Genomic DNA, 26,972 nt, shown 5'->3' on the forward strand with positions numbered 1-26,972 from the left:
GAAAACTCGACGCCGAGCCCGGACCGGTCACCGCGCCGCAACCGCCCGCGGCGGCGGTGGCACATCCGCGCCGAACCGGGCCAGTTGCCACCCCCTATCGCGCCGACATTGAGGAATACATGAACGTTCGCCGGCTTCTCGTCTCCGCCAGCGTCGCGGGACTGACGACCATCGCAGCCCAGACCGTCGCCCTCGCCGACGTCCCCACCGGTTCCTCCGGCACCGGTTCCTCCGCCATCGACACCGGCTCCGCCGCGACCGGCTCGGCGGGCCTGTCCCAGACCGGTTCGGCCGGCGGACCCGTCTACGAGAACTGCGACCAGGCCCGCGCGGCCGGCGTGGCGCCGCTGTTCCGCGGCCAGCCCGGCTACAGCCCGCACCTGGACCCGGACGGCACCGGAATGGCTTGCCCCACCGTCTGATTCATCGCTGCGCGGCTCAGCCGTCTCGAGCAACCTCGAGGCCCGGTCCGGAAGGGCCGGGCCTCGAGGTTTTTGCCACGCCCGCTCCGCGACAAAAATGTGGCCCGGCCCTGTCGGACCGGGCCACATTCGAGAGTCGGTGCGGCTCAGCGGCGGAAGATCTTCACCACGACCAGAGTCGCGAGCAGGGCGCCGGCGCCCATGAGGCTGTACTTGATCTTGGGCTGGTTCAGCTTCGCCATGACCGACCGCTTGGCATTGTCGGCCAGCCGCTGCGGATCGGCGCGGACCGCGAGTTCATCGAGGGTGCTCGCGAGCCGGTTGCGTGCTGCCTCGATCTCCCGCTCGATCGCCTCGGTATCTCTCGCCACGTCACACTCCTGTCTGGAAGCCGCGCTGGAAGGCGGCACTGTCGTCTCGGGGCCACTCGCGCGACACAGGCGCATGCGAGCCGGCCTGCTCAGGAGTGTATCGCCAACACCGACTCGAGCCCGTCGACTAGCGTGGCGGCATGACCGAGAATCACCGACTCAGTCCCGGCGACACCGCGCCCGCCTTCACCCTGCCCGACGCCGACGGCAAGGACGTCTCGCTGTCGGACTATCGCGGGCGCAAGGTGATCGTCTACTTCTACCCGGCCGCCAGCACGCCCGGTTGCACCAAGCAGGCCTGCGACTTCCGCGACAACCTGGCCGATCTCGAAGGCGCCGGCCTCGAGGTCGTCGGCATCTCCCCCGACAAGCCGGCCAAGCTCGCCAAGTTCCGCGACACCGAGCAGCTCACCTTCCCGTTGCTGTCCGATCCGGACAAGGAGGTGCTGTCCGCCTACGGCGCGTTCGGCGAGAAGATGATGTACGGCAAGAAGGTCACCGGCGTCATCCGCTCTACCTTCCTGGTCGACGAGAACGGGAAGATCGAGGTCGCGCAGTACAACGTGAAGGCCACCGGGCACGTCGCCAAGCTGCGCCGCGACCTGTCGGTCTGACCGCGAACCCCGGAAGACCCGAGCGCCGGCAACCGGCCCCGACGCGAAAACCGGGAATCCCGGCCCTGATTCGGGCCGGGATTCCGGCGAGAATGTCGAGTAGAGGGCAGCCGCTACGCCTTCGGCATCGCCTGCGCGGCCCACTGGAGCATCATGCGCCAGTGGTTGTCCCACCAGGAGGAGAACGCGGTCGTGCCCGGCGGCGGGGGCGCGAGTTCGCCCGGGAACAGCCCGGATTCGGCGGGTGCGCCGACCGCGTGGGTCGGGGCCGGGATGATCGACCCCGGACTTGAGGCGACCTCCCGGTCCGGCCTGGCCTTGATCAGCGGCCTGGGTTTCCCGCCGGTCCGCAGGTTGTCGCCGCGCGGGCCCCAGTTGAGCGTGGCCGGATCGATGGTCACCATTTCGCCGGGCTGCAGTTCGGGCGCGGACTGACCGGAGTTCGGCGTAACCCCATCCGTCGGAGCGACCGGTCCGATCGGCAGCCCGTCGACCACGGGACCGCCGGATCCGATGTCCGAGGCGTCGGGCGCCGGTGCCTCGCCGGCCGGATGCTCGGCACCGTTGTGCACGTCGGCGGAGACCCGGGAATCGATGAGCACCGGGGCCGGGACCTTCTTGGAGTCGCTGCCCGAGGCATAGATCCCACCCGCCACCAGACCGCCCATCAGCACGCTGGCCGCGGCGAACAGTGCCGCGGTACCGCGGGCGCGGCGGATGCGGTCGGCGGCCTCGCCCGCGAACTCGGCCTCGGGTAGGACGGCCAGGGCCGCACCGATGGCCGGGGCGGCCGCCGCCACCGAGCACGGGATGACCGGTGCACCGAAGCCCGATTCCAGGGCGGCCACAACCGCGGGTTCCGTTGCGGCCGAACCGATCAGCACCACCGCGTCCGGCTTCACGCCCGCCGCGTCGAACTGATCCCAGGCGGCGGTGACGGCGCTGCGCATGGACTCCTCGGTAGCCGCGCCACCGGTGAGCGTCACCGCGGCGAGCACCCGGCTACGCTCGGGCGAGATGAGTGAGAAGGCCTGGAAACCGGGCACCACCTCGCAGATGGCGAGATCCTCGAATTCGTCCACCCAGGTCATGGCGCGCGCCACCGCGAGATGCGCGGCCTTGGCCGACACCAGGGAGGCATCGCGCCAGGAGCCGGCGGCCAGCTTGGTGACGATCGCGCGGCGCTCGGCGGTATCCCGGTAGGCGACCGCGGCGCCGAGAATCTCACGGCCCGTACCGATCCGGTCGGCGATGTACTCCAGCGCCGACTCCACCGCGACCGCCAAGTCGGCCTTCGTATCTCCGACGATCGGTTCGACACGCTCGACCACCACGCGCTCGGACACCTTGTCGCCGTCTTCGGCCAGGGCTACAGCGCGCACCGTGCCGCGCTCGGTGGCGACACCGATCGTCACCGCGGAACGAACATGGGTAGAAGCAACCACAATCAGCCTTCCAACGTCGACGTACTGGCGATGTGCACAGGGACGGACAGTCGATATGCGCCGGCAGAGATCCGCAGCTGGGAGGCAGCTGCGATGGGTCTTCGGAGCCGAACGCGGCGTGGATGGGTGGGATGCGATGACACACGAAGTACCGCAGCGTGTCATGCGCGTGTCGCTACCCGTAGGCTGTTCATCGTGGAAGCACGCACGGGAACCGGGTCGACGCGACGACCGGACCCTGCGTTGGAGCTGCAGGACGATCCACAGGAGCTGATGCCCCGTCGCCGCCCGACGCAGGAACGATCAAAACGCAAGTTCGACGCCCTGCTGCAGGCATCCCGGGAACTACTCGTCGAGGTCGGCTTCGAATCGTTCACCTGCGAGGAGGTCGCGGCCCGCGCGGAAGTGCCGATCGGCACCCTCTACCAGTTCTTCGCCAACAAGTACGTCATCGTCTGCGAGCTGAATCGCCAAGACCTGGTGGCGGTTTCGCAGGAGCTGGCCGATTTCCACGGCGAGATCCCGTCCATGGACTGGCTGCGGCACATGACGCAGCTGGTCGATCACCTGGCCGATCTGTGGATGACCGACCCGTCGCGGCGCGAGGTGTGGCTGGCCATGCAGTCCACCCCGTCCACGCGGGCGACCGGCGCGATCCACGAAAAGGAGTTCGCCGAAGCGGTTTCGCAGATGCTGCGCCCGCTCATGCCGCGCACCCCGCGCGGCCGCCGCTCCATGATGGCGCAGGTGCTGGTGCACGTCGTGTACTCGATGCTGAACTTCTCGGTACAGGACGGGCTCAGCCATGAGGACGCCGTCGCCGAGCTCAAGCGCCTCATGGTGGCGTATCTGCTGATCGCGGAAAAGGAATCGCGCTCCGGCGGGCAGCGCACCACCTTCGATCCGGAGTAATCGCGACCCTCCCCCTTGTTGATCGGCGCGGATCAGTCGCGCATCAGATCGGCCAGTTCGCCCGGGTCCTCCAGCACCACCATGGCGGCGGCGGTGTCGCCATCATGGGTGAGCGACAGGTGAACTCGCACCCGGGGCAGGAATTCCGCTGCCAGCCCGTGCAATTTGATGCTGGGCCGTCCCCAGGCATCGTTCACGACTTCGATCAACGGGTACGGGTTGTCCCCGATCTGCGGGCTGCGGGCGAAGCGAGAGGTCGCCCACGCCTTGATGACCGCCTCCTTGGCGGCCCACCGGATGGCGTAACTCCGGGCCGGGTCTGTGCCCTTGCTTTGGCAGTAGCGCCGTTCCCCAGCGGTGAAACTTTCCCGGAGCATGGTGGTTCCGGTGCGTTCCAGTTGTTCGGCGAACTCGGAGATGGTGACCAAGTCCAGGCCGATACCCAGGATCGTCACAGTGCGGGACTCCTAGATTCCTTGTGCGTGCAGTCGAATTGGCTGCGAACATACCAGCGGACCTACGGCACCGTAGGCTCCCTCGAACACATGTCCCGGTCCGCGCAGTGTCATTTGGTCCGCTCACGGACATGGAAACAGCGGGCTCGCACCGGGCACTCCGAGAAGCGCCGGCGCGAGCCCGCCGTGCGGACCTGGCGGGAGCTACTTACCGACAGGCCGGTCTGTGTGGCCTACCGGCAAGCCGGTCCCTTCGGCACCGCCACGTAGACGGCTTCGGAGTTCAGCCGGGCCGTCGGCGACAGCAGCATGTCGGCTTCCAGCTGCCGCGACTGCTTGGCCGGTGTGCCGTCGCCACCGAGGCGGCGGTCGGCGGGCCGCTCGTACAGCGGGGCGCCGCCGCACATGGCCTCGGCCAAGCGCTGACGGCCGGCCAACTGCCGCTCTTCGGCCTTGCGCTGGTACGCCTCCCGCTGCTCGGCGTCAGCGATGGCCTCGACGAACGCCTGCGGGTGCACGATGGCCAGCAGGCCGGACACGTGCCCGAAGCCGAGCGATGTGACCAGACCGGCCTTGAGCGGGAAGCGATCTCCCACCGCGAGCGGCTCGCGCAGCCACACCAGGTGCGGGTACTGGGCCATCTTCTCGTCCACGCAGTCGAGGCTGCGGTTGGGCGGGATGACGCCCTGCTCGAGCACCTGGCACAGGCCGATCATCTGGAAGGCCGCCGCGCCGCCCTTCGCGTGACCGGTGAGGGTCTTCTGCGAAATCACGAACAGCGGAGCGCCTTCCGAGCGGCCGATGGCGGTGGCCAGTCGCTCGTGCAACTCGGATTCATTGGGATCGTTTGCCGCGGTGGAGGTGTCGTGCTTGGAGATCACCGCGATCTCGTCCGGGGTGACGCCGAGCTTGGCGAGTTCCTTGGCCAGCTTGGACTCCGGGCCACCGCGACCCGCGCCCAGGGCGCCCAGGCCCGGAGCCGGAATCGAGGTGTGCACGCCGTCGGCGAAGGACTGCGCGAAGGCGACGACACCCAACACCGGCAGACCCATTTCCAGCGCCACCGAGCCCCGAGCGAGCAACACCGTTCCGCCACCCTGCGATTCGACGAAGCCGCCGCGGCGGCGGTCGTTGGCGCGGGAGAAGTAACGGTCGCTGATGCCCTTGGCGGACATGACGGCCGAGTCGGCGGTGGCGGACATGTCACCGAAGCCCACGATGCCCTCGATGCCGAGGTCGTCATAGCCGCCCGCGACCACCAGGTCGGCCTTGCCGAGCCGGATCTTGTCCACACCCTCCTCGACGGAGACCGCCGCGGTCGCGCAGGCCGCGACCGGGTGGATCATGCCGCCGTAGGAGCCGACGTAGCTCTGAACCACGTGCGCCAGAGCGACATTGGGCAGCGCCTCCTGCAGGATGTCGTTGGCCCGCGGCTCACCGAGCAGGTTGTCGATGTAGAGCGAGCGCATGGACGACATGCCGCCCATACCGGTGCCCTGGGTGTTGGCGACCATGGCCGGGTGCACCCAGCTCATGAGCTCCGCCGGGCTGAAGCCCGAGCCCAGGAAGGCGTCCACGGTGCACACGATGTTCCACAGCGCCACCCGGTCGATGGAGCCGGCCATATCGGCGGAGATGCCCCACTTGGTGGGATCCCAGCCGGTCGGGATCTGACCGCCGACGGTGCGCGACAGCTTGGCCTTGCGCGGCACGCGAATCTCGGTGCCCGCCTTGCGGGTCACCTGCCAGTCGCCCGTGCCGTCGACCGGGGTGACGACCGTCTGCTCCGGGTTGGCGGCGAAGAAGGCACGCGCCTCGGCCTCGCTGTTGACCACGAAGGTGAGGTCCTTGTCCAGGAACACCGAGGTGAGCAGCGGGGCGGCATTGTCGATCATGGCGCCGTCGTCGCCGTAGCGGCGCACGCCGCAGCGCTCCACCACGGTGTCGTGGTAGCGGTCGGCCAGCTCGGATTCCTCGACGTACTCACCGGATTCGGCGTCGTACCAGCCGGGCTTGGGGTCGTTCTCCCAGGTGACCAGGCCGGTGGTCCAGGCCAGCTCCAGTACGCCCGCGGCGGAGAGCTGGTCGGAGACCTCGATCTCGAAGCGGGTGCGCGCCGAACCGTAGGGGCCGAGCTCGCCGGTGCCGACGATGACGACCATGTCGTCGAGATCGGCTGTCACCGAACCCCATTCGGGGGTGGGCAGCTTGGAGCTCAGGGTCGGCGGAGCGGGCAGGGCCGCAATGGTGTTGGCGCCGTCAAGGCCTTCCGACTCGTCGGCGGCGGTCTCGGCCTGCTCGCGGGCCTCGCGGGCCAGCTCCGGCAAATCCAGCTTGGCTCCGGCGAGACCTCCGGTGAGGTCGATCTGCTGCGGTCCGGCCGCGGTCACCACGCGGGCCCGCGAGCTGCACCACTTGAGCAGTTCGTCGGCCATCTGCAGCGTGGACCAGGTGTGGACGCCCGCCTTCTCGACGGCCGTGACCAGCGGGTCGTTGCCGCCCATGAGGCCGGTGCCGCGCACCCAGCCGATCAGCGCGTGCACCAGGGTGACCCGCTCCGACCAGGACTTCTCCGCGCGCCACTTGGCGACGATGGCGTCCAGGGCGGCCTTGGACTCGCCGTAGGCGCCGTCCCCGCCGAACATGCCGCGGTTGGGCGAACCCGGCAGCACCACATGCAGTTTCGCGTCCACGTCGTGGTCGGCGCCCAGCTTGGACAGACCGCCGATGAGACGCTCAACCGACCACAGCAGCACCCGCATCTCCATTTCGGCGCGAGCGCCGGCGTCGGAGAGGTCACCGGCCACACGGGGCGCGGCGAAGGGCAGCAACAGGGTGGGGGTCATCGCCTCCTTGACGAGAATCTTGGCGCCACCGGCATTGTCGACCTGCTCGTTACCGACCCACTCGATGAGCGCGTCGATATCGGTGTAGGAGGCCATGTTCGCCGGGACCACCCACAGGGCGGCACCCTTGCGGGCGTTCTCGCGGTATAGCTGCTTGTAGAAGCCCAGGCGCTCGTCGTCCAGCTTGGAGGTGGTGACCACGACCGTGGCGCCACCCGCGAGCAGCCGGCCGGTGGCCGCCGCCGCGATGGAACCCTTGCTGGCGCCGGTGATCACGGCGATATCGGAGGACCAGACGCCGGGATCCTCACTGCTGAGGGCAGCTTCGGCGATCGCGCCGTAGACACCGGCCAGCACCGAGCGGGCCTCCTTCATAGCGCGGTTGCGCCACCAGGTGGCCTGCGCCGCAACGGCTTCACCGGCGCCGACGTAGCCGTCCACCACCGGTTCGACAGGCAGCGAGCCGTCGTTGCCGAACCACAGGCGGGCGAGATCCTCACGGGCGCTGGCCCACCGGTCGTCGATCAGCACCGCCTTGCGGGCGTCGAAGGCGGGCGCGACCAGTCGCGGCCAGTCCGAACCCAGTTCGGCCGAGACCAGATCCACCAGGGTGTCCTCGGTGGCCTCCGGCGCGGACGCCTGCTCGGCGTGGCCCAGGGACTCCAGGATCACCCGGGCGGCCTGCGCCAGCACGCCGTCGCGGCCGGTGATCTGCTCGGTGAACTCGCCCAGCGCGGCCGCGTCGACGGTCGCGCCGCCACCGCCGCCGGCGGACGGCATGGAGACCGCGACTCCGCGGCGCAAAGCCACAGCCTGCACGGCGGCGTCGATGGTGGCGTCCACGGACGCGCCATCGGAGAGGCCGCCGGAGGCCAGGCCGCCCAGGTCGCCGCCGCGGACCGACTGGCCCTCACGGGTGCCGAGCGAAACCTCGGCGGTGACGTGGCTGACCCAGCCGTCGCCCAGACCCCAGACCTTCTTGACGCGGTCGCCGATGGCGGCGGGCCGCTTGCCGGAGGGGCCGAAGACCTTGCGCAGGTGGTCGCCGATGGCGTCGGAGAGCACCGAGCCGAACGGCTTGTAGGTACGTGCCAGGCGGTCGACCGTGCCGGACAGCGCGCCCATGTCCGCGTCGGCGGCACCGTCGATGGCACCGAGCGAGAGCTCCGCGCCGAGGTCGACGAGCAGCTGGTTGCGGCGCGAGGACACGCCGTCACACAGGCCCTCGATGGTGTCCACCGGGCCGATCTGGTCCATGCGCAGCTTGGTCCACAGCGCGATGAGCACGCGGGTGGCGTCGGCGGCGGAGAACGCGATGTCGTCCGGGGTGGGGCCGCCGGTCGGCACGGCCACGGGGGCCGGGGCTGCCGCAGCCGCGGGAGCCGGTGCGGCGGAAGCGGTTTCGGCCGGGGTCTCCTCGGGCTCTTCGACCGGAGCGGGATCGGTGTCGGTCGAGTAGACGACGCCGCGCTCGCGCTCGATATTCAGCACCTCGACCACGGCGCTGCCGAACTGCGGCAGCTTCAGCGTGTTCGACGCCAGGTTCGCCACGGTCGGCGTTGCGGCCAAACCGATTTCGACGAACCGCTCGACGCCGATGCCACCGTGCTCGACATCGGTGAACAGCAGGTCCTGGGTCTCGATCCAGCGGACCGGGCTGGCGAACTGCCAGGCCAGCAGCTCGACCAGGACCACGCGGCACAGCTCGACGGGCTTGGCGGTCCACTCGTCCCAGTCGGCCAGCACCTCGGCCAGCGGCTCGGATGGCACGAGATCCGCGATCTCCTGGACGAATTCGCGTCCCAGGTTGAACAGCTTGGGCACCAGGTTCGGGATGTAGCGGCCGACGAGCAGCTCGGGGTGCAGGTCGGCGGGCAGCAGATCCAGCAGCTTGGCCCGGAACTCCGGTACACCCGCGCGCAGGACGGTCGAGTGGAACGGCACGTCGATGCCCGGGATGAGCACGAACGCCCGCTTGCCGCCGGTCACGGCGCGCAGCCGCTCGATCTCGGTCTCGAGCGCCTCCATGCCCTTCACGGTGCCCGCGATGGCGTACTGCGCGCCGCGCAGGTTCAGGTTGACGACCTCGAGGAATTCCCCGGCCTGCTCGCCGAGGGTCTTCACCCAGCCGATGACCTGGTCATCGGCAATGTCGATCTGCGAGGGCCGGATGGCCGCCATGCGGTAGTTGCTGCGGCCCTGGGCATCACGGGGCACCAGCTCGTGCATGGCCGAGCCGCGCTGGAACACCACCTCGAGGACCGCGTTCAGCGGCAGCACGCCCGCGGCGGCGGCGAGGGCGTTGTACTCACCGACCGAGTGCCCGGCGAGCATGGCGCCCTCGATGAAGGCGCCGGCCTCGCGCAGCTCCGCGACCTGGGCGACGCCGAGGGTGGCCATGGCCACCTGGGTGAACTGGGTCAGGTGCAGCACACCCTGCGGGTGGCGGTACTCGATGCCGCGTGCCTTGAGGTAGGTCGGGTTGTCGCGCACCACGGCCAGAATCGAGAAGCCCAGGGCCTCACGGGTGTGCTTGTCGGCGCGATCCCAGATCTCCTTGGCGGCCTTGGACCGCGTCCGGGCTTCCAGACCCATCCCCTTGGCCTGAATGCCCTGTCCCGGGAAGGCGTAGACCGTCTTCGGCGGGGCGATGCGGCCGGTGGCGGTCATCACCAGGTTGCCGTCGATGCGGCAGGAGACCTCGACGATCTCCGAACCCCGGTCCACCGCAACACGTTCCACGCGGACATCGATCTTGGCACCGAGCCGGACCATGCCCAGGAAGCGGGTGGTCCAGGCGGTGATGGTGCGCGGCGGCACCTTGTCGCTCAGATCGATGGCCGAGACTGCGTGCTGCGCGGCGGCCGACAGCCACATACCGTGCACGATCGGGTTGCCCAGACCGGCCAGCTTCGCGGCGTTGTCGGAGGTGTGGATCGGGTTGAAGTCGCCCGAGACCTGCGCGAAGGCGCCCATGGCACGCGGCGCGACCAGGGTCACGTCGCGACGGCGGCGACGCGGGGTGTCGGAGGCGTCCTCGGACAGCGAGCCCGCGGCCCGCGGCGGGTCGGCCAGCTCGGCCCTGCCGGTGCGGCCGCGAATGGCGAAGCGCTCCACCAGTTTCGCGACGGCCGGGGTCTCCAGACCGTGGTCGCGCATGACGCCGACGGTGACCTCGACCTCGACCACGCGGCCCAGGTCGGTGTCGAGCACCCCGGCGGATTCGGCGCGGACGGCGAGCACGGCATGCTCGGCGGGCAGCTCGCCCAGCAGCTCGATCTGGTGGTCCAGGTGGACCAGGTCCAGCATCCCCTCGATGACGCTCTGCGCGTCCGCGGTGCGGGTGGCGCCCAGGACCGCGAAAACGGCGGGCCAGCAGGCGCCGACGAGTACGTCGGGGGCGATGCGGCCGATGGTGCTCAGGTTGTCGGGCAGGCCCGCGCCGGTGACGCCGGCGTGGTCGGCGATCAGGTCCGGGCTCCAGGCCAGGTTGACGTGCGCCACCTGGGTGTCGTCGACAGCCTTGACCTCGGGTAGCGACTGGCCGGCGGCGACGGCCAGCAGCGCCGCCATGGCGGCCTCGGCGTCGGTGTCCGTGATGACCGGCGCGCCACCGTTGTACACGGAGGGCGGGACGGTGATGCGAATGCGGACGGCATCCTTGCCCAGCAGCGGGACGGTCAATTCCACGTAGGCGGAATCGGATTCGGGCCCCTCGGTGGCGGACAGGGTGGAGCCGGTGCGCGGATGCTTGGCGCCCTTGCCGTTCATCTCCCACTCGTCCAGGTCGCCCAGGCGGTGGATGGGGTTGACGGTGGTGCGGCCGGCCCACTGCACGTCGGGGGCGGCGAGGACGATGTCGAGCAGGCCGTTGGCGACCTCGGCGCGGCGGCGGCCGTCCACGGCGGCCGGCACGACGCCCGCGCGCACCAGGGAGTAGGCGGTGTTCTGCTCGAAGCGATCCAGCAGCTCACCGACCGGCTCGTCGACGCGGGTGATGCCCGCGACGGCGACGGTGCCCGGGATGATGCAGACCTGGTCGGCGGTGTAGCGCGGATCGTGGGCCTGCCACAGGGAATCCGAGCGCCACCAGCGGCGCACATCCTGGTCGACGACCGGGACGAAGTTGACCGGCTTGCCGGGGGTCTTGCACAGCGCGACGAAGAACGGGACGTCGGCCGGGTGCAGCACGGTGCCGGCGGCGGCCGGGTACTGCTCCTTCAGGGTGCAGATGGCCTGGACCGGGGCCTCGAAGGCGGAGTCGTCGGCGAAAAGCGTTGCGATTTCACCACGGTCGGCCGGGTTGAGGCGGGATTCGGTGCGGCGCACCATCTCCGCGAACCGGTCGCGCCAGGTGATGTCCAGCCACACCGAGCGGGTGGCGTCGGCGATGGCGTCGGAGAAGTCGGCGCCGCAGTCGAAGTCCTTGCGACGGTCCAGGTCAGGGTGGGTCTGGGGCAGAGAGGCTGCCAGCTCGACGTAGCGCTCCAACCACTCCAGGTAGGTCATGGTGGCGACGTCGCCGAAGTACGGCTTGGCGGTGGCATCGAGAGCCGCGATGATCTCGGCGCGGCGGGCGGCCACGGCCTCGGCGTCACCGGCGACCTCGTCCAGCAGGCGGCCGGTGCGGGAGGCGGCATTGTCGATCTCGTGGATGTCCGCGCCCAATTGGCTTCGGCCGGAGGCCATGCCGCCGACAGCGGTACCCGCGCCGACCCAGTCGGGGGTGCCGGGAGTGTCGACCAGCAGCTGCTTCACCTCGGGGGCGGTGGTGGCCTCGAGGGTGGCCATGGCGGCGGTGCCGACCAGCACGCCGTCCAGCGGCATGGCCGGGTAGCCGTGCTGCTGCGACCATTCGCCGGTGAGGTATTCGGTGGCGCGCTCGGGGGTGCCGATGCCGCCGCCGACGCAGACGATCACGTTCTCGCGGCCACGCAGTTCGGCGTAGGTCTCGAGCAGCAGATCGTCGAGGTCTTCCCAGGAGTGGTGGCCACCGGCGCGGCCGCCCTCGATGTGCATGATCACCGGGTACGACGGCACGGCGTCGGCGATGCGCAGCACTGCGCGGATCTGGGCCACGGTGCCGGGCTTGAACGCGACGTGGGTGATGCCGACCTCGGACAGCTCCTCGATGAGGGCAACGGCCTCTTCGAGTTCCGGGATGCCGGCGGTGACGATGACGCCGTCCAGCGGGGCGCCGGCGCTGCGGGCGCGCTGCACCAGGCGCTTGCCTCCCAGCTGCAGCTTCCACAGGTACGGGTCCAGGAACAGCGAGTTGAACTGCACCGCGCGGCCGGGCTGCAGCAGCTGCTTCAGCTCCTCGACACGGTCGGCGAAGATCTGCTCGGTGACCTGACCGCCACCGGCCAGCTCGGCCCAGTGGCCCGCATTGGCCGCGGCCGCAACGATTTTCGCGTCGACGGTGGTGGGGGTCATACCCGCCAGCAGGATGGGCGAGCGGCCGGTGAGGCGGGTGAACGCGGTCTCGACCACGATGCGGCCGTTGGGCAGGCGGATCGGCTTGGGCGCGAATTCGCTCCAGGCCGCGGCGACCTCGGGGGCCGCGCCGGGGGTGAACAGGCTGCGCTGGCCCGGGCGAGTGGAGGCGGCGAGCACGCCGACGCCGGTGCCCTTGAGCGAGCCGACGGTGAGGCGGGTCAGCAGGTCGCCGGGACCGAGGTCCAGGATCCACTGCGCGCCACGGGAGACGGTGTCGTCGACGGTGCCGACCCAGTCGATCGGGTCGACGAGCACTTCCCGGGCGAGGCGCGCGGCCAGCTCGGTGTCCAGGCCGCACTGCTGGGCCCAGCCCTCGACCAGGTCGACGGTCTCGGCCAGCGCCGGGTGGTGGAAGGCCACCTCGACCGGGATGTCCTCGAAGACAGGGGCGAAGACCGCGCCGCCGCGCTTCTTGGCATCGCGCTCGTGCGCCTGTTCGGCATTGATCTCGGCGGCGCGCTGGCGTACACGGTCGAGCTGGCCGACCGGGCCGCTCAGCACGGCGCGGCGGCGGCCGTTGCGAATGGACAGCACGGCAGCCTTCTCCGGCGCCACACCGGCCATGACCTCGGCGACAACGGCTTTCAGGGCCTCGGGGTCGACATTGGAGACGGCGACCATGGGCGACTTCTCCCCCACCGGCAGCAGACCGCGGCGGCGGGCGACCAGACCGGCTGCGGCGCCGATCATCTGGGCGATGGCCAGCAGTTCGGCGTCACGCTGCCCGTGTGCCTCGGCGGCGGCGGTGGCGATGCGGCCCTGCGAGTGGCCGATGATGGCGGCGGGCGCGTGCGCGACGATGTCGAGGCCCTGCAGGCGCAGCGCGCGCAGCGCGGCGACCTGGGTCAGGAACACACCCGGCATCGAGACGGCGGCGGAGCGCAACACCTGCGCTGACGGCGCTCCCGACACCTCCCCCTGCTCCGGGTCGGCGATCTCTTCTTCCAGCATCCATGCGATGGGGTCGAAACCGACCGGCCGAACGACCAGCAGCTGCGAGGCGACCGGCTCCAACTTGGCTGCCGCCTCGTTGACCAGTGCGGTCAGCTCGGGCTCCAGGGCGGAATCCCGCCCGATCTCCTCGAGCTCGGTGAGCCACTGCGCGCCCTGCCCACCGAATGCCAGAGCGTACGGCGCGCCCCCCAGCAACCGGTCCAGCAGTGACGACCTGGCCCCGCTCTCCCGTGACTTCCCCGCCGCCCTGGCCTTCGATCCGGTTCCGGTGCTCTCGTTGATCGTCAAGACGTTCGACTTCCTTCTCCTGGCGGCCAGTCTCCACAGGACTGGACCGCGCTCACGGTGCGCAGGTATCCCTCCGGCCCACAGGCCCTGGTAGAAGCCGAGGATGACACAAAATCATGAGGATCTCCTCATGTTTGGCCGCCAGCCGGGCACCTACCGAGCAGTTTTTCCGTACGTCCGTACCAGAATGATGCCAAACATGACCCTCCCTCATATTTGAAGCCGCTGGTGGGCTCGGTTACGTCCGTGTAGGAAATGTGAGGCTCCCTCACATTGAGGTTTATCAAATCGTTATAATCCCTGGTGAGGTTACCGACCAGTACGCCACACCCGCCCGGTGCTTCGCGATCTCCGTTAGACCCGGTAAAGTTTGGACGGTCGTACCGTTAGCGCGAGTGGCGAAATTGGCATACGCGCCAGATTTAGGTTCTGGTGTCCTAGGACGTGCGGGTTCAAGTCCCGCCTCGCGCACTACAAAGCTTGATACAAAATCCGAGCGGTGGGATCGCGTCGAATCGGACAGCGAGCCAACGCCTTTCGCACCCGGGCAAACTTCGGGCAGACCGAGTCACCCCTGTGCCCGTCACCTACTAGAACACGTATCTCCGGCACTTGGACCGGAATCCAATCCTGCGTCTTCAAGTGCACTTGAACACGCAGGAGCAGGTTGTCCAGCCCATCGCACCGCCGATGTCGACCTCGCCAGTGGTCGAGTGCGGTGAGGGGGTCTGCATCGGTGAGTCACCGATCGCGGCATCGGAATGGCCGGTCTCGGGCATTCATGTCAACGAGTTTCGGCAGCCACGCTTGCCTGGTTCGAGGGTCGGTCCGTTCGCGATCTGGTGTCGAACAGCCGAAGTAGCGGGCCCGTCATCATTGTCGTGAGGACGGCCATTATCACCAGGAGTGAATAGGTAGAGGGGCCGAGCAACCCGAGGTTGAGGCCGACGGCTAGGACTATCAGTTCGGTCAGGCCGCGGGTATTCATCAGGGCGGCAACGGCTCCGGCGCCTTTCGGCGGCAAGAAGCAGCGAGCGCCGAGGTAGGCTCCGCCGAATTTTCCGAGGAAGGCGATGGCGATGATTGCCAGGAGTTCGAGGTAGGCGGTGTGGTCTATGCCGCGGAGGTCTACTCGGAGACCGGCGACGATGAAGAAGGCTGGGAGGAAGATCGAGCTGACGAGGGTTGCGTTGTCTTCGACGGCGGTTCGTGCGTCGCGTGGGAAGACCACTCCGAAGACGAAGGCTCCGAAGATGAGATGTAGTCCCATCCATTCGGTTGCCGCGCCCGAGATCAGGGCTCCGGCTATGGCCGCGTAGGTCATCAGGCGGTTGCCGTGTCGGGTGTCGAGGCGGGATAGCCAGGCCAGTGGGCGCTGCGCGCAGCGGAGGATAAGGATGAAGGGGATGGCGAGGAGTAGCCGCCAGTGGCTGCCCGAGGCGGCTCCGGCGTAGCCGATCACACCGGCCAAGACACACCAGGCAAGCACGTCGTCGACGGCGGCACTTGCCAGGCCCAGTTGGCCGATCTCGGTGTGGATCAGGCCGCGGTCGGCAAGTATTCGGGCGAGCACCGGGAAGGCGGTGACCGACAGGGCCGCACCGAGGAAGAGGGCGAAGGCCAGGCGATTGGTGGCATGCTCACGGAGCAGCACGGTGAAGCCGACGGCAAAACCGAGAGCGAAGGGGAGGACGTAGGCGAACAGCGACACCGTCAGTACCGGGCGGCGGTGCCCGCGCAGGACGCTCGCGTCGATTTCCAAGCCGACGACGAACATGAAGATCGCGACGCCTACATTGGCGAATGCCGATAAGTAGGACAGGCTTTCGCGTGGGAACACGCTATCGACCGAGCCATGCCCGAATATCGTAGGGCCCAGCAGGATGCCCGCGAGAATCTCACCGATCACCGGCGGTTGTCCCAACCGTACCGCGAGCCACGAACCGACCTGTGCGACAACGATGATCAGCACGAGATCGACGAAGAGTAGGGATGTGCTGGCGCTCGACACAAGAGACTCCGAATCGTGTGGTCGGACCTAGTCGCCGCGCAGGCAAACCAGTGTTTCCTCGGTTCCGCGGCGAAGGCGACACGGCACGTGGGCAATTCGCGTGGAGATACCGTCCGCCGCCAGCTCGTCCCGGAGTACGTCCAGCTGACCGTAGGGTGACCCGGCGGTGTCGGTGATCGGATGGATGCGCACCTCGTCGGCTACTCGGATCAGCTCCCGCACCGATGCGCGATGCCACGATCGATCGAAGAGGTTCGAGTACGCGAACAACAGGTTCGGTACCAGGGCGAGGCCGAACGAGCGGTCCGGAAATCCCAGGGACGGAAGCGAACCCGCCACATAATTCGTCGAACCGCCACCATCACGCTCGGCGATGAAGTCCGTGAGGAACGACTGGGCGGCGCGCTGTCGGCGCGCGATGTAGCGCTCCACTCCGCCCGCCCACGAGAAGTCGTAGAGCTCGGGAGCGGTCGCCGAGCGGCGGACGCCGCGCTCGATCTCCGCGGTCACCACGGCGGACAGTTCCTGCGGCGGCCAGGCATAGATGGGATCGACACTGGTGACCCGCGCGCCACGCGAACGCGCAACACACGCGAAATCGCTTGCACCACCCGGACAGTCGAGAATCGGCGCGGTGCTCAGGTCGGCCTCGCTCAGGTCGAACATGGCGATGTACTCGTCGAAATCGCGTGAGGTGATCAGGATTCGGTCGATCGGCGGGGTCGTCATGCGCTCGCCTGCGCATCGATGGCCGAGGTGCCGACCCCGCTGGCGGGCCTGGCAGCCATCGCCTTGACCAGCGTTCCCACCAGCAGACAAGCTTGGCTGATCGTCAGCGCCGAGAACCCGTCGGGCTCGACGAGCTCACTCGCGCCCAATGCGACGCCCACGGGACTCGTGCGGTCCGCCCACTGAAAACGCGCGACCAGGTATCGGCTGGGTTCCCTTTCGGCAATCCAGTTCTCGACAACCCCGGCCACGATCGGAACCAGCCGTCCGGGCTCGGGTGGCCATGGTCCGCACGCCGCGCGGGTCCGCTCGATCAGTGTCTCGATCGCCGCACGCTCGGCCACGCGGGACTGCGGCAGCCACAGGAAGTACGGCGACACCGGGGCCAGGACGAAGAAGATCGGCGACGCCCAAGCCAGCTCACGCGCGACGGTGTCGTACATCCACCGTGACTTGTTCACGCGCCGCGCGAAATACCCGCGGCTGACCGGCGGGCTGCCCGCCATCGCGAGCGCGCCCCAGTGCATGTGAACCTCGGCCTCGCCGGTGCCCACGGGGCGGCGTTCGGTGCGGTGCGCGCCGAGGAACGCGTGCAGCAGGGACGCGACCTCGACGGTCGCCAGCGGTACGCATTCGGGGGTTTGCGCGAGCCAGTCGCCGAGTTCTTCGTCTGCGCCTGCGATCCAGGCCGGCAGCAGGCTCGCGTCGATCAGCGCTGCCAGGTCCGGGTAGTACGTCACGCCGACCCGGAATCCCCGGCCCTCGCGCAGCGGGGCTTGCCGCTCGATATGACCGTCGCGAAACGCGACGCGATCGAAGATCTGCCGCAGCGCGGCGTCCCCGCTCGCACGATCGCTCAGGACCGTCAGAATCGAGTGTGCCGCTCCATAATTGGCCCTCAACAGCTGGGAGTGATATCCAACGTCCGCGATTCCCTGTCGCTGGGTGCGGGCCCGATGAAAGGCCGTCAGCGGAAGGCGCTCAGCACCCGACCCGCCCTCGGTGTAAGGAACGAACAGCGGCTGCGACCGGTCGTGTTCGACGAATCTCCCAGCCTGCCAACGGAATAGGTTGATGGCCGTGCGCACGCCGCCGTCGAATACCGAACCGGGCTGGAACAAGGCATCTCCGGCACCGTCCGATGTCTCCGTCTGGCTGAAGTCGTACAGCAGCGGATAGCCGATCTTCAGTATCTCGCACACCACCCGGTTGTAATCGAGCACCGTACTGCGCCCGGTCCACACATCACCCCAGTCACCGATATGGCCGCTGCGTGGCGGTGTCGTTCCGGCGGCCCGGATGGCCTCGACGGCCTGGCCCGTGCGGATCTCGCCGCGACCGAGATGCCGCCAGGCGAAGCCACTCTCACCCGCCACGAGCGCTCCCCACTCTCGTTCGGTCGCCGGATCGGTGAAACCGAGTCCGGCCAGCAGCGGATTCACAGCACCCCCACTTCCCGGAGCGTCGCGCCCGCGAGCACGGTCGCCGCGTCGTACGCGGTGCCGATATCGCGAACTCGCAACGCGGACAGGTCGGTGCAGCCGACGACGACGGCATCGGAGCCGTTCGTCCACTCGCGGTGAAACAGCACCCGCAACCGCTCGGCCAGCGCATCCGGTGGTGCGCCCTGCTTCACAGATTCGACGGTTGCCTGAATCTCGTCCTGGGTGGCGTCGTCGGGGTATTGCGGCGCCAGCCCGCTGCTCCGGAGCGCAGTATCGATCAGCGCCAGCGAGCGGGCCGGGGTCGTCATGGCGACCGCGGGACGGAGCACCCGGTCGGACAACAGCGTTTGCGACAGGGCGACCAGACCGTCGAGCACCCGTACGTCGATCGCGTCGGTGATTTCCCGAAGGTAGGCGTGCGTGGTGAAGGACGTGATGACCACGATGTCGCATCCCTGCTGCTCGAGCCTCCGTGCGACTTGCTGGAGTGCGGGGACCGGCGAGGGCCCCTCGCCGCGCAGATGGTCGAGCCGACTCGGGATTCTCGGGTCGGAGATCATCACCACCTCCGGGTGTTGCCGGTCGTCGCGGGCAGGCGTCAATTCCACGAGTCGCTGGTAGAAGGTGGCACCGGCCAGCGGTCCGAGCCCACCGATGACGCCGATTCTGGGTGGCGCGGCAACCGAGGTCACTCGGCGACCTCCTTCGCGTCGATCAATACCCGCTTCAGATGCCGTCCTGGATCCCGAAAAGCCGTTCTGGAGTGCAACATTCGCCAGTTGTCCCAGACCAGCAGGTCGGCGCGCGCGAGCCGCAGCGCGACGCGGGTCCGATCGAAATGTTCGAGCCCCAGCTCGAGGTATCTGATCAGCGGCCCCTCCTCGACGCGCACCGCGTTGTTGTAGGAGAAGCGCAGCACGGTGTTCCCGCCGTGGTCCTCCAGCACGGGATGCCGGGTGCGCAACCGAATGCCCTGGCGCGCCAGCCCCTCACTGGACTTCCACTCGTACTGGTGCGTCCTGAGTAATGTCAGGTCGCTGTCCGACAGCACCGACAGCACCGAATGCCCGTCCGCGAGAGTCGTTTCGCCGCCCGGTCCCGCGGCGGGTCGCACACACCACAACCCGATGTAGCGCGGTGGCAATCCGCTCAGCTCGTATCCCTCGGTGTGCGGCAGCAGGGCCGCGCGGTTGTTCGAGTGATAGACATCGTCCATATTCGGCTCGGGCTTCAGATCCCAAACCAGCTCGCCGCGGTATTGGGGACGAATTGGGCCGAGCCCGGCGAGAATTCCGAGATGGTCGAATCCCGCCGGAAGATTCGCCAGATGGCAGTATCCGTTTTGTTCCAGCTCGGAGCGGAGATAGTCGAGAAGGTTCTGCATGGGCCCTTCCAGAAGTCGAGGTACGCCGGGATCATTCGGCCAGGAACGCCGCGATCTGGGTGGCGACCTCCGTCGGCGCTTCCTCCTGGGGAAAGTCACCGCACCCGTCCAGCAGCACCAGCCGGGAGCGCGGCATCAGCTCCGCGAACCGGCGTCCGGTCGACGGGGGAACCAGCTGATCCGCTGCGCCGAAGAGGAGCAGCGTAGGTACGTCCAGACCCAAAAGATGTTGAGCGAGTGCGTCGAACGATTCCCCGTAGCTCAGCCGCACACCCAGACCGAAGCGTGCCATGACGTGGCCGCGCTTACGCAGTTGGTCGTGATAGGTCCGGATGATCTCGTGGTCGGGGACGAAGGCCGAACCGTGCGCGGCCAACCACTTCTTCGTGAACGCTCCCCGCGGGAACGCCGCCGCCAGCACAGGGCCGAGCACCGGGGTCGCCAGTGCGCGATACAGCGTCAGATTGGCCGCGCCCTCGCCCAGCGCGCCGGCCGCCATGATCACCAGCCGCGACACTCGGTCCGGATGCAGCCCGGCAGCGAAAGCCGCTATGGAACCACCCATTTGGCTTCCGATCAGGGTCGGGCGATCCAGCGTCATCGCATCGAACAAACCCATGATCAGGTCGGACGCGCGGCTCGCGGTCCACTCCCTCGCACGTGGGTCCGGTGACCCGCCGCACCCGGGCAGGTCGACTACGATCACCCGGTGCGACTCGGACAGCGCGTCGGCCACGCCGCGCCACGTGATCGCCGAGGTGAGGAACCCGTGCAACAACACCAGCGGTTCAGCATTCCGCGGTCCGGCCTCGTAAATGTGCAGGTCCGCATCGGGCAGCTCGATCATTTTCTCGACGCCGGTCAGCACCGGCCCCGATGTCATGGCCGCTTTCCGAACGTCTCGTTCACCAGCGCGTTGAACTGCCGGGGCTGCTCGACGGGTGGAATGTGAGCCGCCGGAAGCAGTTCCAGCCGGGCGCCCGGCAGCAGGTCGGCCAGTCCGCTCGTCAGCACGGGTGGGAACAGGATGTCCTCCGCGCCGCCGACGACCAGCGCCGGGCAGGCGGGCGGGCTGAACCAGGCCCGGCTGTCGTGCTCGAGCGCCTGACCGTAGATGCTGCTCAGGGCCGCGCAGTCATATTGGTCGAACATCGCTGTGCGCAGGGCCTTTTCATGCCGCCACAGGGTCGCGGCGCCGTTCGCCGAGAACAGCATGCTCTTGAGGACCTCCCAGAACCCGGGCAGGTCGCCGCGATCGAGGAAGCCGTTGAGCATGCCCAGCAGCAGCGAGGTCGGTCCGTGGGCGGCGGCGAAGGTCGCGACGAGGCCTAGCCCGGCGAGCCGATCGCCGTGCTTGGTGGCAAAATGCTGGGCGACCAGGCCGCCGTGCGACATGCCGATCACGACCGCGCGATCGATGTCCAGCCGATCGAGCAGCACGGCAAGGTCGTCGGCATGCTGAGCATTGGTGGGAAACCCGGTGCGTGACGGCGAGTCGCCGAATCCGCGCATGTCGTAGGTGATGGTGCTGAAATGTTTGCTCAGGCCCGCGACCTGGCGCGTCCAGCTGCCGCCCAGCGTCGCCATCAGGATCAGGGCGGTACCCTCTCCGCGACGCTGATATTCGATGGTTCCGTCGTCGAGATCGATGTGTGGCATGGGATTTCACTCCGTTTCCGTGCCGGGACCAGCCGGTCCGGCAACCGGTCGCCACTCCGCGCTCGCGGCATGTATCCGGTCGATCAGGTGGCGGCGCGGCTTGGTCGTTTCGGTCAGGCAGCCTTCTTCGACGGTCGGCATCCGGTCGACAATGGCGAAGGCCTTCAACCGTTCCCAGGGATGCAGGCCCTCATTGGCCTGCCTGATCTCGTCGAGCACCAACCGGTCGTCGGGGACCGCACGCGATTCGAAGAACAGCAGCGCCGCGAGCCGCCCGTCGGCGCGCAGCGTGAGATGGCACAGGTCCGCGCCGGTGCGTTGCGCCAGCGCGGATTCGATCGGTGCGATGAAGACCTTCTCGCCGCTGGGCAGCGCCACGAAGTCCCGTATCCGCCCGATGATCCGCAGGAATCCCTGCCCATCGAACTCCCCTACGTCGCCGGTCGATTCGAACGCCGACGGATCCGGCTCCCAACGCTCGACGCGGTCGCCGACGAGCCTGCCGTACATGAACGGAGTCGGCGTGCGGACCAGGACTTCCCGGGTCGTGCGATCCAGTCGTACCTCGCCCCACGGAATGGGCTGCCCGACAGTGCCGGGCAGGCGCGCCGCGGGCGTATTGAGCCCGATCATGCCGAGTTCGGTGGTCCCGTAGACCTCGAAGACCGGCAGCCCGGCCGCGAGCAGTTCGCTCATCAGCGCGAGATCGGTGGGTGCGCTGCCGACGAATATCGATCGGATGCGGGGCCCGAACAACGTCTGGTAGATCTGCGTGAGCGCCGGACCTTCGGGGGCATCGGCCGGTACCATTTTCCGTGCGCGCCAGCGAATGTGCTCGAGCACGCGCGGCACCGTGACATGCAGCGTGGGCTCGAAGGTGTGCCCGTCGGTCACGAAATGCGCCGGGTCGGACAGGACGAAATCCAATCCCTCCCGCAGCCCCCAATACAGCATCATTCGCTGCGGCAGATGCGACAGCGGCAGATACAACAGCAGCCGGTCCCCGGCCCCGAATCCGTAGATCTCGGCGAAGCGATCCATGGTGAACAACAGTGGCGGGGCGGCCACGGCGAAAAGTTTTGGCTCAGAAAGGGTTCCGCTGGTCGAAACGATCGTGAACGGACCGTTCCTGGGATCCGTTGCCGCGATCGGGGTTTCAGCTTCGGTGGTGAGGAGTTCCGCCACCGAAACGACGCCGTCGGGCGCGTTCGTTCGGTCACCGAGGAAGATGACATCGAGGCCAGCGCTCACCGCTGCGGTCGCCGCGTCAGCTCGGTCGGTGAACACGAGTCGGCAACCGCTTTCGCGGATGGTTGCCAGTGCCCGGGTAAGGGGGGCGCTGGGGTAGAGCGCGACCGACAGGGCACCGGTCAGTACACACGCCAGATCGGCGAGGACCCATTCGTAGCTGGTTGCTCCGTGGATCGCGATCCGGGATCCGGGGCCGAAGCCTCGCTTCCGCAATGCCGCTGCCACGCCGTTCGCGTCGGCGCGACACTGGGCGTGGTTCACCTGCTGTGAGATCCCGCCGCGCCGGAAGAAGATCGACGCCGACCGCTGGTGTGTCATCGCGTCCAGGATCGCGGGGAGTGGACATGCTGCCGGTGCCGCTGTCGTCGTGCTCATGCGCCGGTGCCGCCCCGGGTCAGCGCGTCGGAGAACAGCTGTCCATAGGCGCGCAGGGTGTAATTCCAGGTGGTGACCATGAGTTCGTAGCGATGCTCGGTGGTGGCCGCGCGATCGAAGGCCTTCTTGACCAACTCGATGTGCTCCTGGTCCTCCTCGGAATGCACCTTCAAGAAGTTGAGCGCGCGTTCGGCGAAGGGGTAGGAGACCATCGCCGCGGTGACCTTGGGCCCCAGCGACGCACCGAGACCCTCTGTCGCGGCGGCGAATCCGATCAATGCGGCTGGATCCTTCATTGTGACGGCCCAGTGGTTCTGGCCGATCATCGTCCACGCCCCCAGCCCGGGGAGGCCCGCGAGGTACTCGCCCGTGTCATTGCCGAGCCGACTCAGGTCCTGCACGGCCAGCCGGTCGTGATGACGTTCCTCGATGGCCAGATTGAGGAAGAAGTCCTGCAACCAGCCCTCCGCACAGCGGGAGGCCGCCGCGGAGAGGAAATAGGGGGTCTGATTGACCAGGTAATAGGTCTCGCGCAGATAGGCCGCGTACACCGACTCGGTCAGCTTCCCCGCGAGGATCTGCGCGATGAACGGGTGATCGAGGATCACCGCCCGCAGCGTGGATTCCGTTTCCGCGAGCGCTTTGTCATAGGAGCCGTTCATGCCAATTCCTCTCCGATGCCGATCTTCGCCATCACGTCCCCGAACCGCACGCGCGTCCGGTCGATATAGTCGCTGGAAACGAATCCGGCATCCATCGCCCAGCTGATCGATTCCTTCAACTGTCCGCTCAGGTAACCGTCCAGATGTTCCTGATACCATTTGCAATATTCGACGGCCCGCTTCCGAGCTTCCGGATTGCTCTCGAGAAGCTCGTTGGCGACGGTGATCCCGAATGCCACGTGTCGGCGTTCCTCACGCTCGATCCGGTCGAATTGATAGAAGTACGGGGATTCGCTGCGAGCCAGTTGGGCCAGCTCTTCCATCGCCAGCACGCCTTCGGCGTACAAATTCAGTCCGATCAGCACTTCAACTTCGTCGTCGCTGTAGAACAGCTTGGCGAAACGGTCGTTGATGTCGTCTATGCGGTAGGGCTCGTGGTCGAAACCGTGCCAGGGCTGGCCGAGCCGTTCTACGCCCTCTCGGAACAGCCGGGCGTGGACGACCTCGTCGGCGGCATGCCGGATCAGGAAGTTCTTCTCTCGGAGACCATTCCGGCGCGGCAGCCATCGCGCGCACAGGTCGATGATATCGAGCTCCGAATAATAGAAATTGACATATACGGTCAGGATGAGATCCCAGGCGTTCCGGCCGTATTTCTCGATGATCTCGTTCTTCAGCGGTTCAGAGGTACCGGCGGGCAATGTTGCGTTCGTCATGTTTCGCCTTCAGACTGTGGTTCGACGAGTTTCCGCGGCATCGAAGATGCTCTCGACATCGATGGAGAGAGCCTTGAGAAACCGGCTGGTGAGGTTGTACATGCCGATTGCCAGAATGATGTTCACGACCTCGTCCGGCCGGAATTCCGACAGTAGCCGGGTTTTCAGCTCGGCGGTGACACCGTCCGGATCGGTGGTCAGTGCGTCGGCGGTTTCCAGAATCAGCGCTTCGCGCTCATCGAAAGCCGTCCGCACGGCGGCTGGGTCGCCGATCGCCACGATCTGTTCATCCGGAACGCCGGCCCGTTTCGCGGACGCGGTCATATGCGCCACGCAATACGTGCATTCCTGCGCCTTGGCCGTGCCGAGCGCCGCGAGCGCGCGCAGCCGCGAACCGATGGTCGGCGACTTGTAGATCTGAGCCCACAGCGGCACGAAGACCGTGACCAGATCCGGGCAATGCGCCATTGCCCGCAGAATATTGGGGACGAATCCGTATTCGCCGCGAACGTCGTCGAAGAGCTTGGAGATCTCGGGAGCAACACTGTCGTCGTCGAGAAGATCGATGAGTGCCATTGTCTACCTTCGGATTCGGCTCAGGCCGTCGGCGTCAGCAGCCCATAGCTGACGGCCTCGTGCACCAGACTGCGGACGGGTTCGTGCGCGGCGTCGGTCGCGCGAACGAGTTCCTCGACCAATTCGGCGCTGCTCTTGGTGCCGTCGGCGAGCGCGAGCAGTTGCTCGAGCTGCGGCGTCACCGGCAGCGCGGCCCCGACCGGGGTGACCAGCGACCGCCCCCGCCGCAGATACGCGCCATCGATCGCGAGATCGTCGATGTAGCTGATCTCGGACGAGGTCGCGACGGGTTGATGCGGATCGACATTGATCCCGGTCGTCTTGCCGTCGAAGATCTGCTCGATGGTGGTCCGCAGCGTCTCGGGGACCTCGAGCTGCTTCAGATACCGGCTGTACCACGACCGATGTGCGAAGGCCCCCGCGATCAAGGAGATGAAGGCCTTCTCCGGATCGATGCCCGGTACGTCGAACTGCTTGCGCGCGTGCCAGAAATACGAATCCTTGCTGCCGCCGTGCCCGCCGTAGAGGAAGTACACCTGCGCGCGCAGCCGGGCGAACTCCTTGCGGTACTCGGTCTCGTAGAACGAGAGGATCTCCGCGCGATCCATGTCCGGCTTGTCCAGAATCGTGTTCACCGAGACCGCTGCCAGGAAGCCGCTGAGCATGGCCAGGTGCACGCCGGTGGAGAACAGCGGGTCGATGAAGCACGCGGCGTCGCCGACCGCGATGTACCCGTCGCCGGCGAACCGGTCGTAGATGTAGGACCAATCCCGCGCCACGTGGAGCTTCTCGTCCCGGGTCGCGCCGTCCAGACGTTGCGCCAGCTCGGGCGTTTTCGCCAGGCACTGCGCGTAGTAGGCCTCCATGCCGCCGTCGCGATGCTCGTGCAACACCTTGCTGTCGACGACCATGCCGACGCTGGTGCGCCCGTCGCGCAGCGGGATGAACCACCACCAGCCCTCGTCGAAGGTCGGCAGGAAGGTATTGCCGGCGTCGAACCCCTCCGGTCGCTTCGCATCGGTCCAATACGTCCAGACCGCAAGGTTCTTCAGGTAGGGGTCCCACTCCTGGTTGTGCAGCTTCTTGGTGACCATCCCGCCTTGGCCGGAGGCGTCCACGATCCAGCGCCCCCGCACCGTGAACGTGGTGCCCGCCGCGTCCTGCCCAGTCACCGTCGAGACGCCGTCTGTTCCGATCTCGAAACCGGTGACCCGGTGTTCCTCCCGCACCTCCACCCCATACTCGCGGGCGTTGTCGAGGAGCAGCTCGTCGAACTTGTCACGCTCGACCTGATAGCCGTAGTCGTAGGGCATCGCCAGCGCGTCCTTGAAGTACACCGTCCATGGCTGACGGTCCTCTCCCCAGACCCACTCGACGCCGTTCTTCTTGATATAGCCGTCCCTTTCCATCCGGTCCAGAACACCTATTCTCTTCATCAAATCGGCAGTGCCCGACAACAGTGACTCACCGATGTGATACCGAGGAAACTTCGCCGCCTCGAGAATCAGGACTTTCTTCCCGAAATCGGCCAGCAGGGTCCCCGACATGGTTCCACCCGGGCCGCCGCCGATAACCACGACATCATAAACGTCCGATGCAATTGACATAGTTTCTCCACTCGGAGGTCTTGACAATCCGGTCGGCGCGCGCCGACCGGAGAATTCACTCAGGAATAGACGGCGATATTCGCGTCCGGTTCCATGAGATACCGGTAGAAGGGATTGCCGGACCGGAACGGTCGCGAGAAGAGTTCACCGATTTCCAACAGGAGCGCGACGCTTTCATCAGGCTCGGACAGTTCGGTATCGACGAATTTGATTCCGGTTTCGTCGAATCCCAGTGCCAGCAAGGGAGCCATCGGGGTCGTTTCGGTATTGAGGAACAGGTCCGCGACGATGTGGGTGTACCCGTTCCTGATGCACCAGTGGAGACACCCCTTCACCAGCGCCGCGAACACGCCGTACGGCATGTCGGCGACGCGGGTGTTCCGGTGTCGGCTCACGATCATGAGGCGCTGGCACTCGATCAGCGTGCGCTTTCCGCCTCCTCGCAATTCCCGAATCGAGGCGAATTGCTCGACCGGTAATCCGAGATCGGAATCCCGCACCAATCGCATGGTGCCCACAGCCCGACCGCCGATGACGGCGATCAGATATGCCGAATTTTCGTGATATCGGTCATCGTGAAGGGCCGGTGCGTCCGGCGGCAGCCATCCGCACTCGTGCCCGTAGACTTCCCGCCATATGGCGTCGACACTTGCATAGTCGGTGTCCCGTGTTGCCATGAATACACCATTCTCCAGCGTATGCGGAGGAGGTGCATCCTCAGTGAACTGCCAAGTCAAAGGTATCCCCCCTC

General features: G+C 67.4%; 20 protein-coding genes and 1 tRNA gene. 4 read left to right on the forward strand and 17 right to left on the reverse strand.

The window, feature by feature from the left end:
* Positions 1 to 119 precede the first annotated feature (119 nt).
* Positions 120 to 422 carry an excalibur calcium-binding domain-containing protein gene (locus ABZ909_RS39650; RefSeq protein ID WP_357010871.1) on the forward strand — a complete coding sequence of 101 codons (303 nt, stop codon included), beginning with the start codon at positions 120 to 122 and terminating at the stop codon, positions 420 to 422.
* 146 nt (positions 423 to 568) lie between these two features.
* Here ABZ909_RS39650 and ABZ909_RS39655 read toward each other — a convergent pair whose 3' ends face one another.
* Positions 569 to 793, reverse strand: coding sequence for a DUF3618 domain-containing protein (locus ABZ909_RS39655; protein ID WP_357010873.1), 225 nt, complete (start codon positions 791 to 793; stop codon positions 569 to 571).
* A gap of 140 nt (positions 794 to 933) precedes the next feature.
* Between ABZ909_RS39655 and bcp the strand changes: the two genes are divergently transcribed.
* On the forward strand, positions 934 to 1,407 hold the full coding sequence (gene bcp, locus ABZ909_RS39660; RefSeq protein WP_357010875.1) for a thioredoxin-dependent thiol peroxidase: 474 nt from the start codon (positions 934 to 936) through the stop codon (positions 1,405 to 1,407).
* A gap of 113 nt (positions 1,408 to 1,520) precedes the next feature.
* Here bcp and ABZ909_RS39665 read toward each other — a convergent pair whose 3' ends face one another.
* The gene (locus tag ABZ909_RS39665; RefSeq protein ID WP_357010877.1) at positions 1,521 to 2,822 is read right to left on the reverse strand and encodes a hypothetical protein; all 1,302 of its coding nucleotides are present in this window, start codon (positions 2,820 to 2,822) and stop codon (positions 1,521 to 1,523) included.
* Between the two features lie 303 nt (positions 2,823 to 3,125).
* On the opposite strand from ABZ909_RS39665, the gene ABZ909_RS39670 reads away from it, so the two are divergent.
* Positions 3,126 to 3,764, forward strand: coding sequence for a TetR/AcrR family transcriptional regulator (locus tag ABZ909_RS39670; RefSeq protein WP_230329926.1), 639 nt, complete (start codon positions 3,126 to 3,128; stop codon positions 3,762 to 3,764).
* A 32-nt stretch (positions 3,765 to 3,796) separates the two neighbouring features.
* Here ABZ909_RS39670 and ABZ909_RS39675 read toward each other — a convergent pair whose 3' ends face one another.
* Both ABZ909_RS39675 and ABZ909_RS39680 read right to left on the reverse strand, forming a co-directional pair.
* Positions 3,797 to 4,219, reverse strand: a complete 423-nt coding sequence (locus tag ABZ909_RS39675) for a holo-ACP synthase (RefSeq protein ID WP_354834180.1) — start codon at positions 4,217 to 4,219, stop codon at positions 3,797 to 3,799.
* A gap of 233 nt (positions 4,220 to 4,452) precedes the next feature.
* On the reverse strand, positions 4,453 to 13,806 hold the full coding sequence (locus ABZ909_RS39680; protein ID WP_357010879.1) for a fatty acid synthase subunit beta domain-containing protein: 9,354 nt from the start codon (positions 13,804 to 13,806) through the stop codon (positions 4,453 to 4,455).
* 389 nt (positions 13,807 to 14,195) lie between these two features.
* Here ABZ909_RS39680 and ABZ909_RS39685 point away from each other — a divergent pair.
* Positions 14,196 to 14,277 (forward strand) — tRNA-Leu (locus tag ABZ909_RS39685).
* 313 nt (positions 14,278 to 14,590) lie between these two features.
* Here the strand turns inward: ABZ909_RS39685 and ABZ909_RS39690 are convergent.
* Genes ABZ909_RS39690 through ABZ909_RS39750 form a run of 13 tightly spaced genes read right to left on the reverse strand, consistent with a single transcriptional unit; the run spans position 14,591 to position 26,958 of the window.
* Positions 14,591 to 15,817, reverse strand: a complete 1,227-nt coding sequence (locus ABZ909_RS39690) for a cation:proton antiporter (protein ID WP_357010881.1) — start codon at positions 15,815 to 15,817, stop codon at positions 14,591 to 14,593.
* 27 nt (positions 15,818 to 15,844) lie between these two features.
* Positions 15,845 to 16,546 carry a hypothetical protein gene (locus ABZ909_RS39695; protein WP_357010883.1) on the reverse strand — a complete coding sequence of 234 codons (702 nt, stop codon included), beginning with the start codon at positions 16,544 to 16,546 and terminating at the stop codon, positions 15,845 to 15,847.
* Positions 16,543 to 17,988, reverse strand: a complete 1,446-nt coding sequence (locus tag ABZ909_RS39700; protein WP_357010885.1) for a DUF6025 family protein — start codon at positions 17,986 to 17,988, stop codon at positions 16,543 to 16,545. Before ABZ909_RS39700 ends, ABZ909_RS39695 begins: the two co-directional genes overlap by 4 nt.
* Positions 17,985 to 18,683, reverse strand: a complete 699-nt coding sequence (locus ABZ909_RS39705; protein ID WP_357010887.1) for an aspartate/glutamate racemase family protein — start codon at positions 18,681 to 18,683, stop codon at positions 17,985 to 17,987. Before ABZ909_RS39705 ends, ABZ909_RS39700 begins: the two co-directional genes overlap by 4 nt.
* Entirely contained in the window at positions 18,680 to 19,375 is a 696-nt protein-coding gene (locus tag ABZ909_RS39710) for a TauD/TfdA family dioxygenase (protein WP_357010889.1), read from the reverse strand. The genes ABZ909_RS39705 and ABZ909_RS39710 overlap by 4 nt, the downstream gene beginning before the upstream one ends.
* Before the next feature lie 31 nt (positions 19,376 to 19,406).
* The gene (locus ABZ909_RS39715) at positions 19,407 to 20,258 is read right to left on the reverse strand and encodes an alpha/beta hydrolase (RefSeq protein WP_357010891.1); all 852 of its coding nucleotides are present in this window, start codon (positions 20,256 to 20,258) and stop codon (positions 19,407 to 19,409) included.
* Positions 20,255 to 21,034: an alpha/beta fold hydrolase gene (locus ABZ909_RS39720; protein ID WP_357010893.1), complete on the reverse strand. Its 780-nt coding sequence runs from the start codon at positions 21,032 to 21,034 to the stop codon at positions 20,255 to 20,257. The genes ABZ909_RS39715 and ABZ909_RS39720 overlap by 4 nt, the downstream gene beginning before the upstream one ends.
* A 6-nt stretch (positions 21,035 to 21,040) precedes the next feature.
* Positions 21,041 to 22,603, reverse strand: a complete 1,563-nt coding sequence (locus ABZ909_RS39725) for an AMP-binding protein (RefSeq protein ID WP_357010895.1) — start codon at positions 22,601 to 22,603, stop codon at positions 21,041 to 21,043.
* Positions 22,604 to 22,656: 53 nt separating this feature from the next.
* On the reverse strand, positions 22,657 to 23,322 hold the full coding sequence (locus ABZ909_RS39730) for an iron-containing redox enzyme family protein (RefSeq protein WP_357010897.1): 666 nt from the start codon (positions 23,320 to 23,322) through the stop codon (positions 22,657 to 22,659).
* Positions 23,319 to 24,038 (reverse strand): hypothetical protein, encoded by a 720-nt coding sequence (locus ABZ909_RS39735; RefSeq protein ID WP_357010899.1) that lies wholly within the window; start codon positions 24,036 to 24,038, stop codon positions 23,319 to 23,321. The genes ABZ909_RS39730 and ABZ909_RS39735 overlap by 4 nt, the downstream gene beginning before the upstream one ends.
* Positions 24,039 to 24,047: 9 nt before the next feature.
* Entirely contained in the window at positions 24,048 to 24,614 is a 567-nt protein-coding gene (locus tag ABZ909_RS39740) for a carboxymuconolactone decarboxylase family protein (protein WP_357010901.1), read from the reverse strand.
* 20 nt (positions 24,615 to 24,634) lie between these two features.
* A complete protein-coding gene (locus tag ABZ909_RS39745) occupies positions 24,635 to 26,221 on the reverse strand; it encodes an NAD(P)/FAD-dependent oxidoreductase (protein ID WP_357010903.1) in 1,587 nt (528 codons plus the stop codon).
* Positions 26,222 to 26,280: 59 nt separating this feature from the next.
* Positions 26,281 to 26,958: a GNAT family N-acyltransferase gene (locus ABZ909_RS39750; RefSeq protein WP_357010905.1), complete on the reverse strand. Its 678-nt coding sequence runs from the start codon at positions 26,956 to 26,958 to the stop codon at positions 26,281 to 26,283.
* Between the last annotated feature and the right edge of the window lie 14 nt (positions 26,959 to 26,972).

Origin of the sequence: Nocardia sp. NPDC046763 (genome assembly GCF_040645495.1) — a bacterium.
GTDB lineage: Bacteria > Actinomycetota > Actinomycetes > Mycobacteriales > Mycobacteriaceae > Nocardia.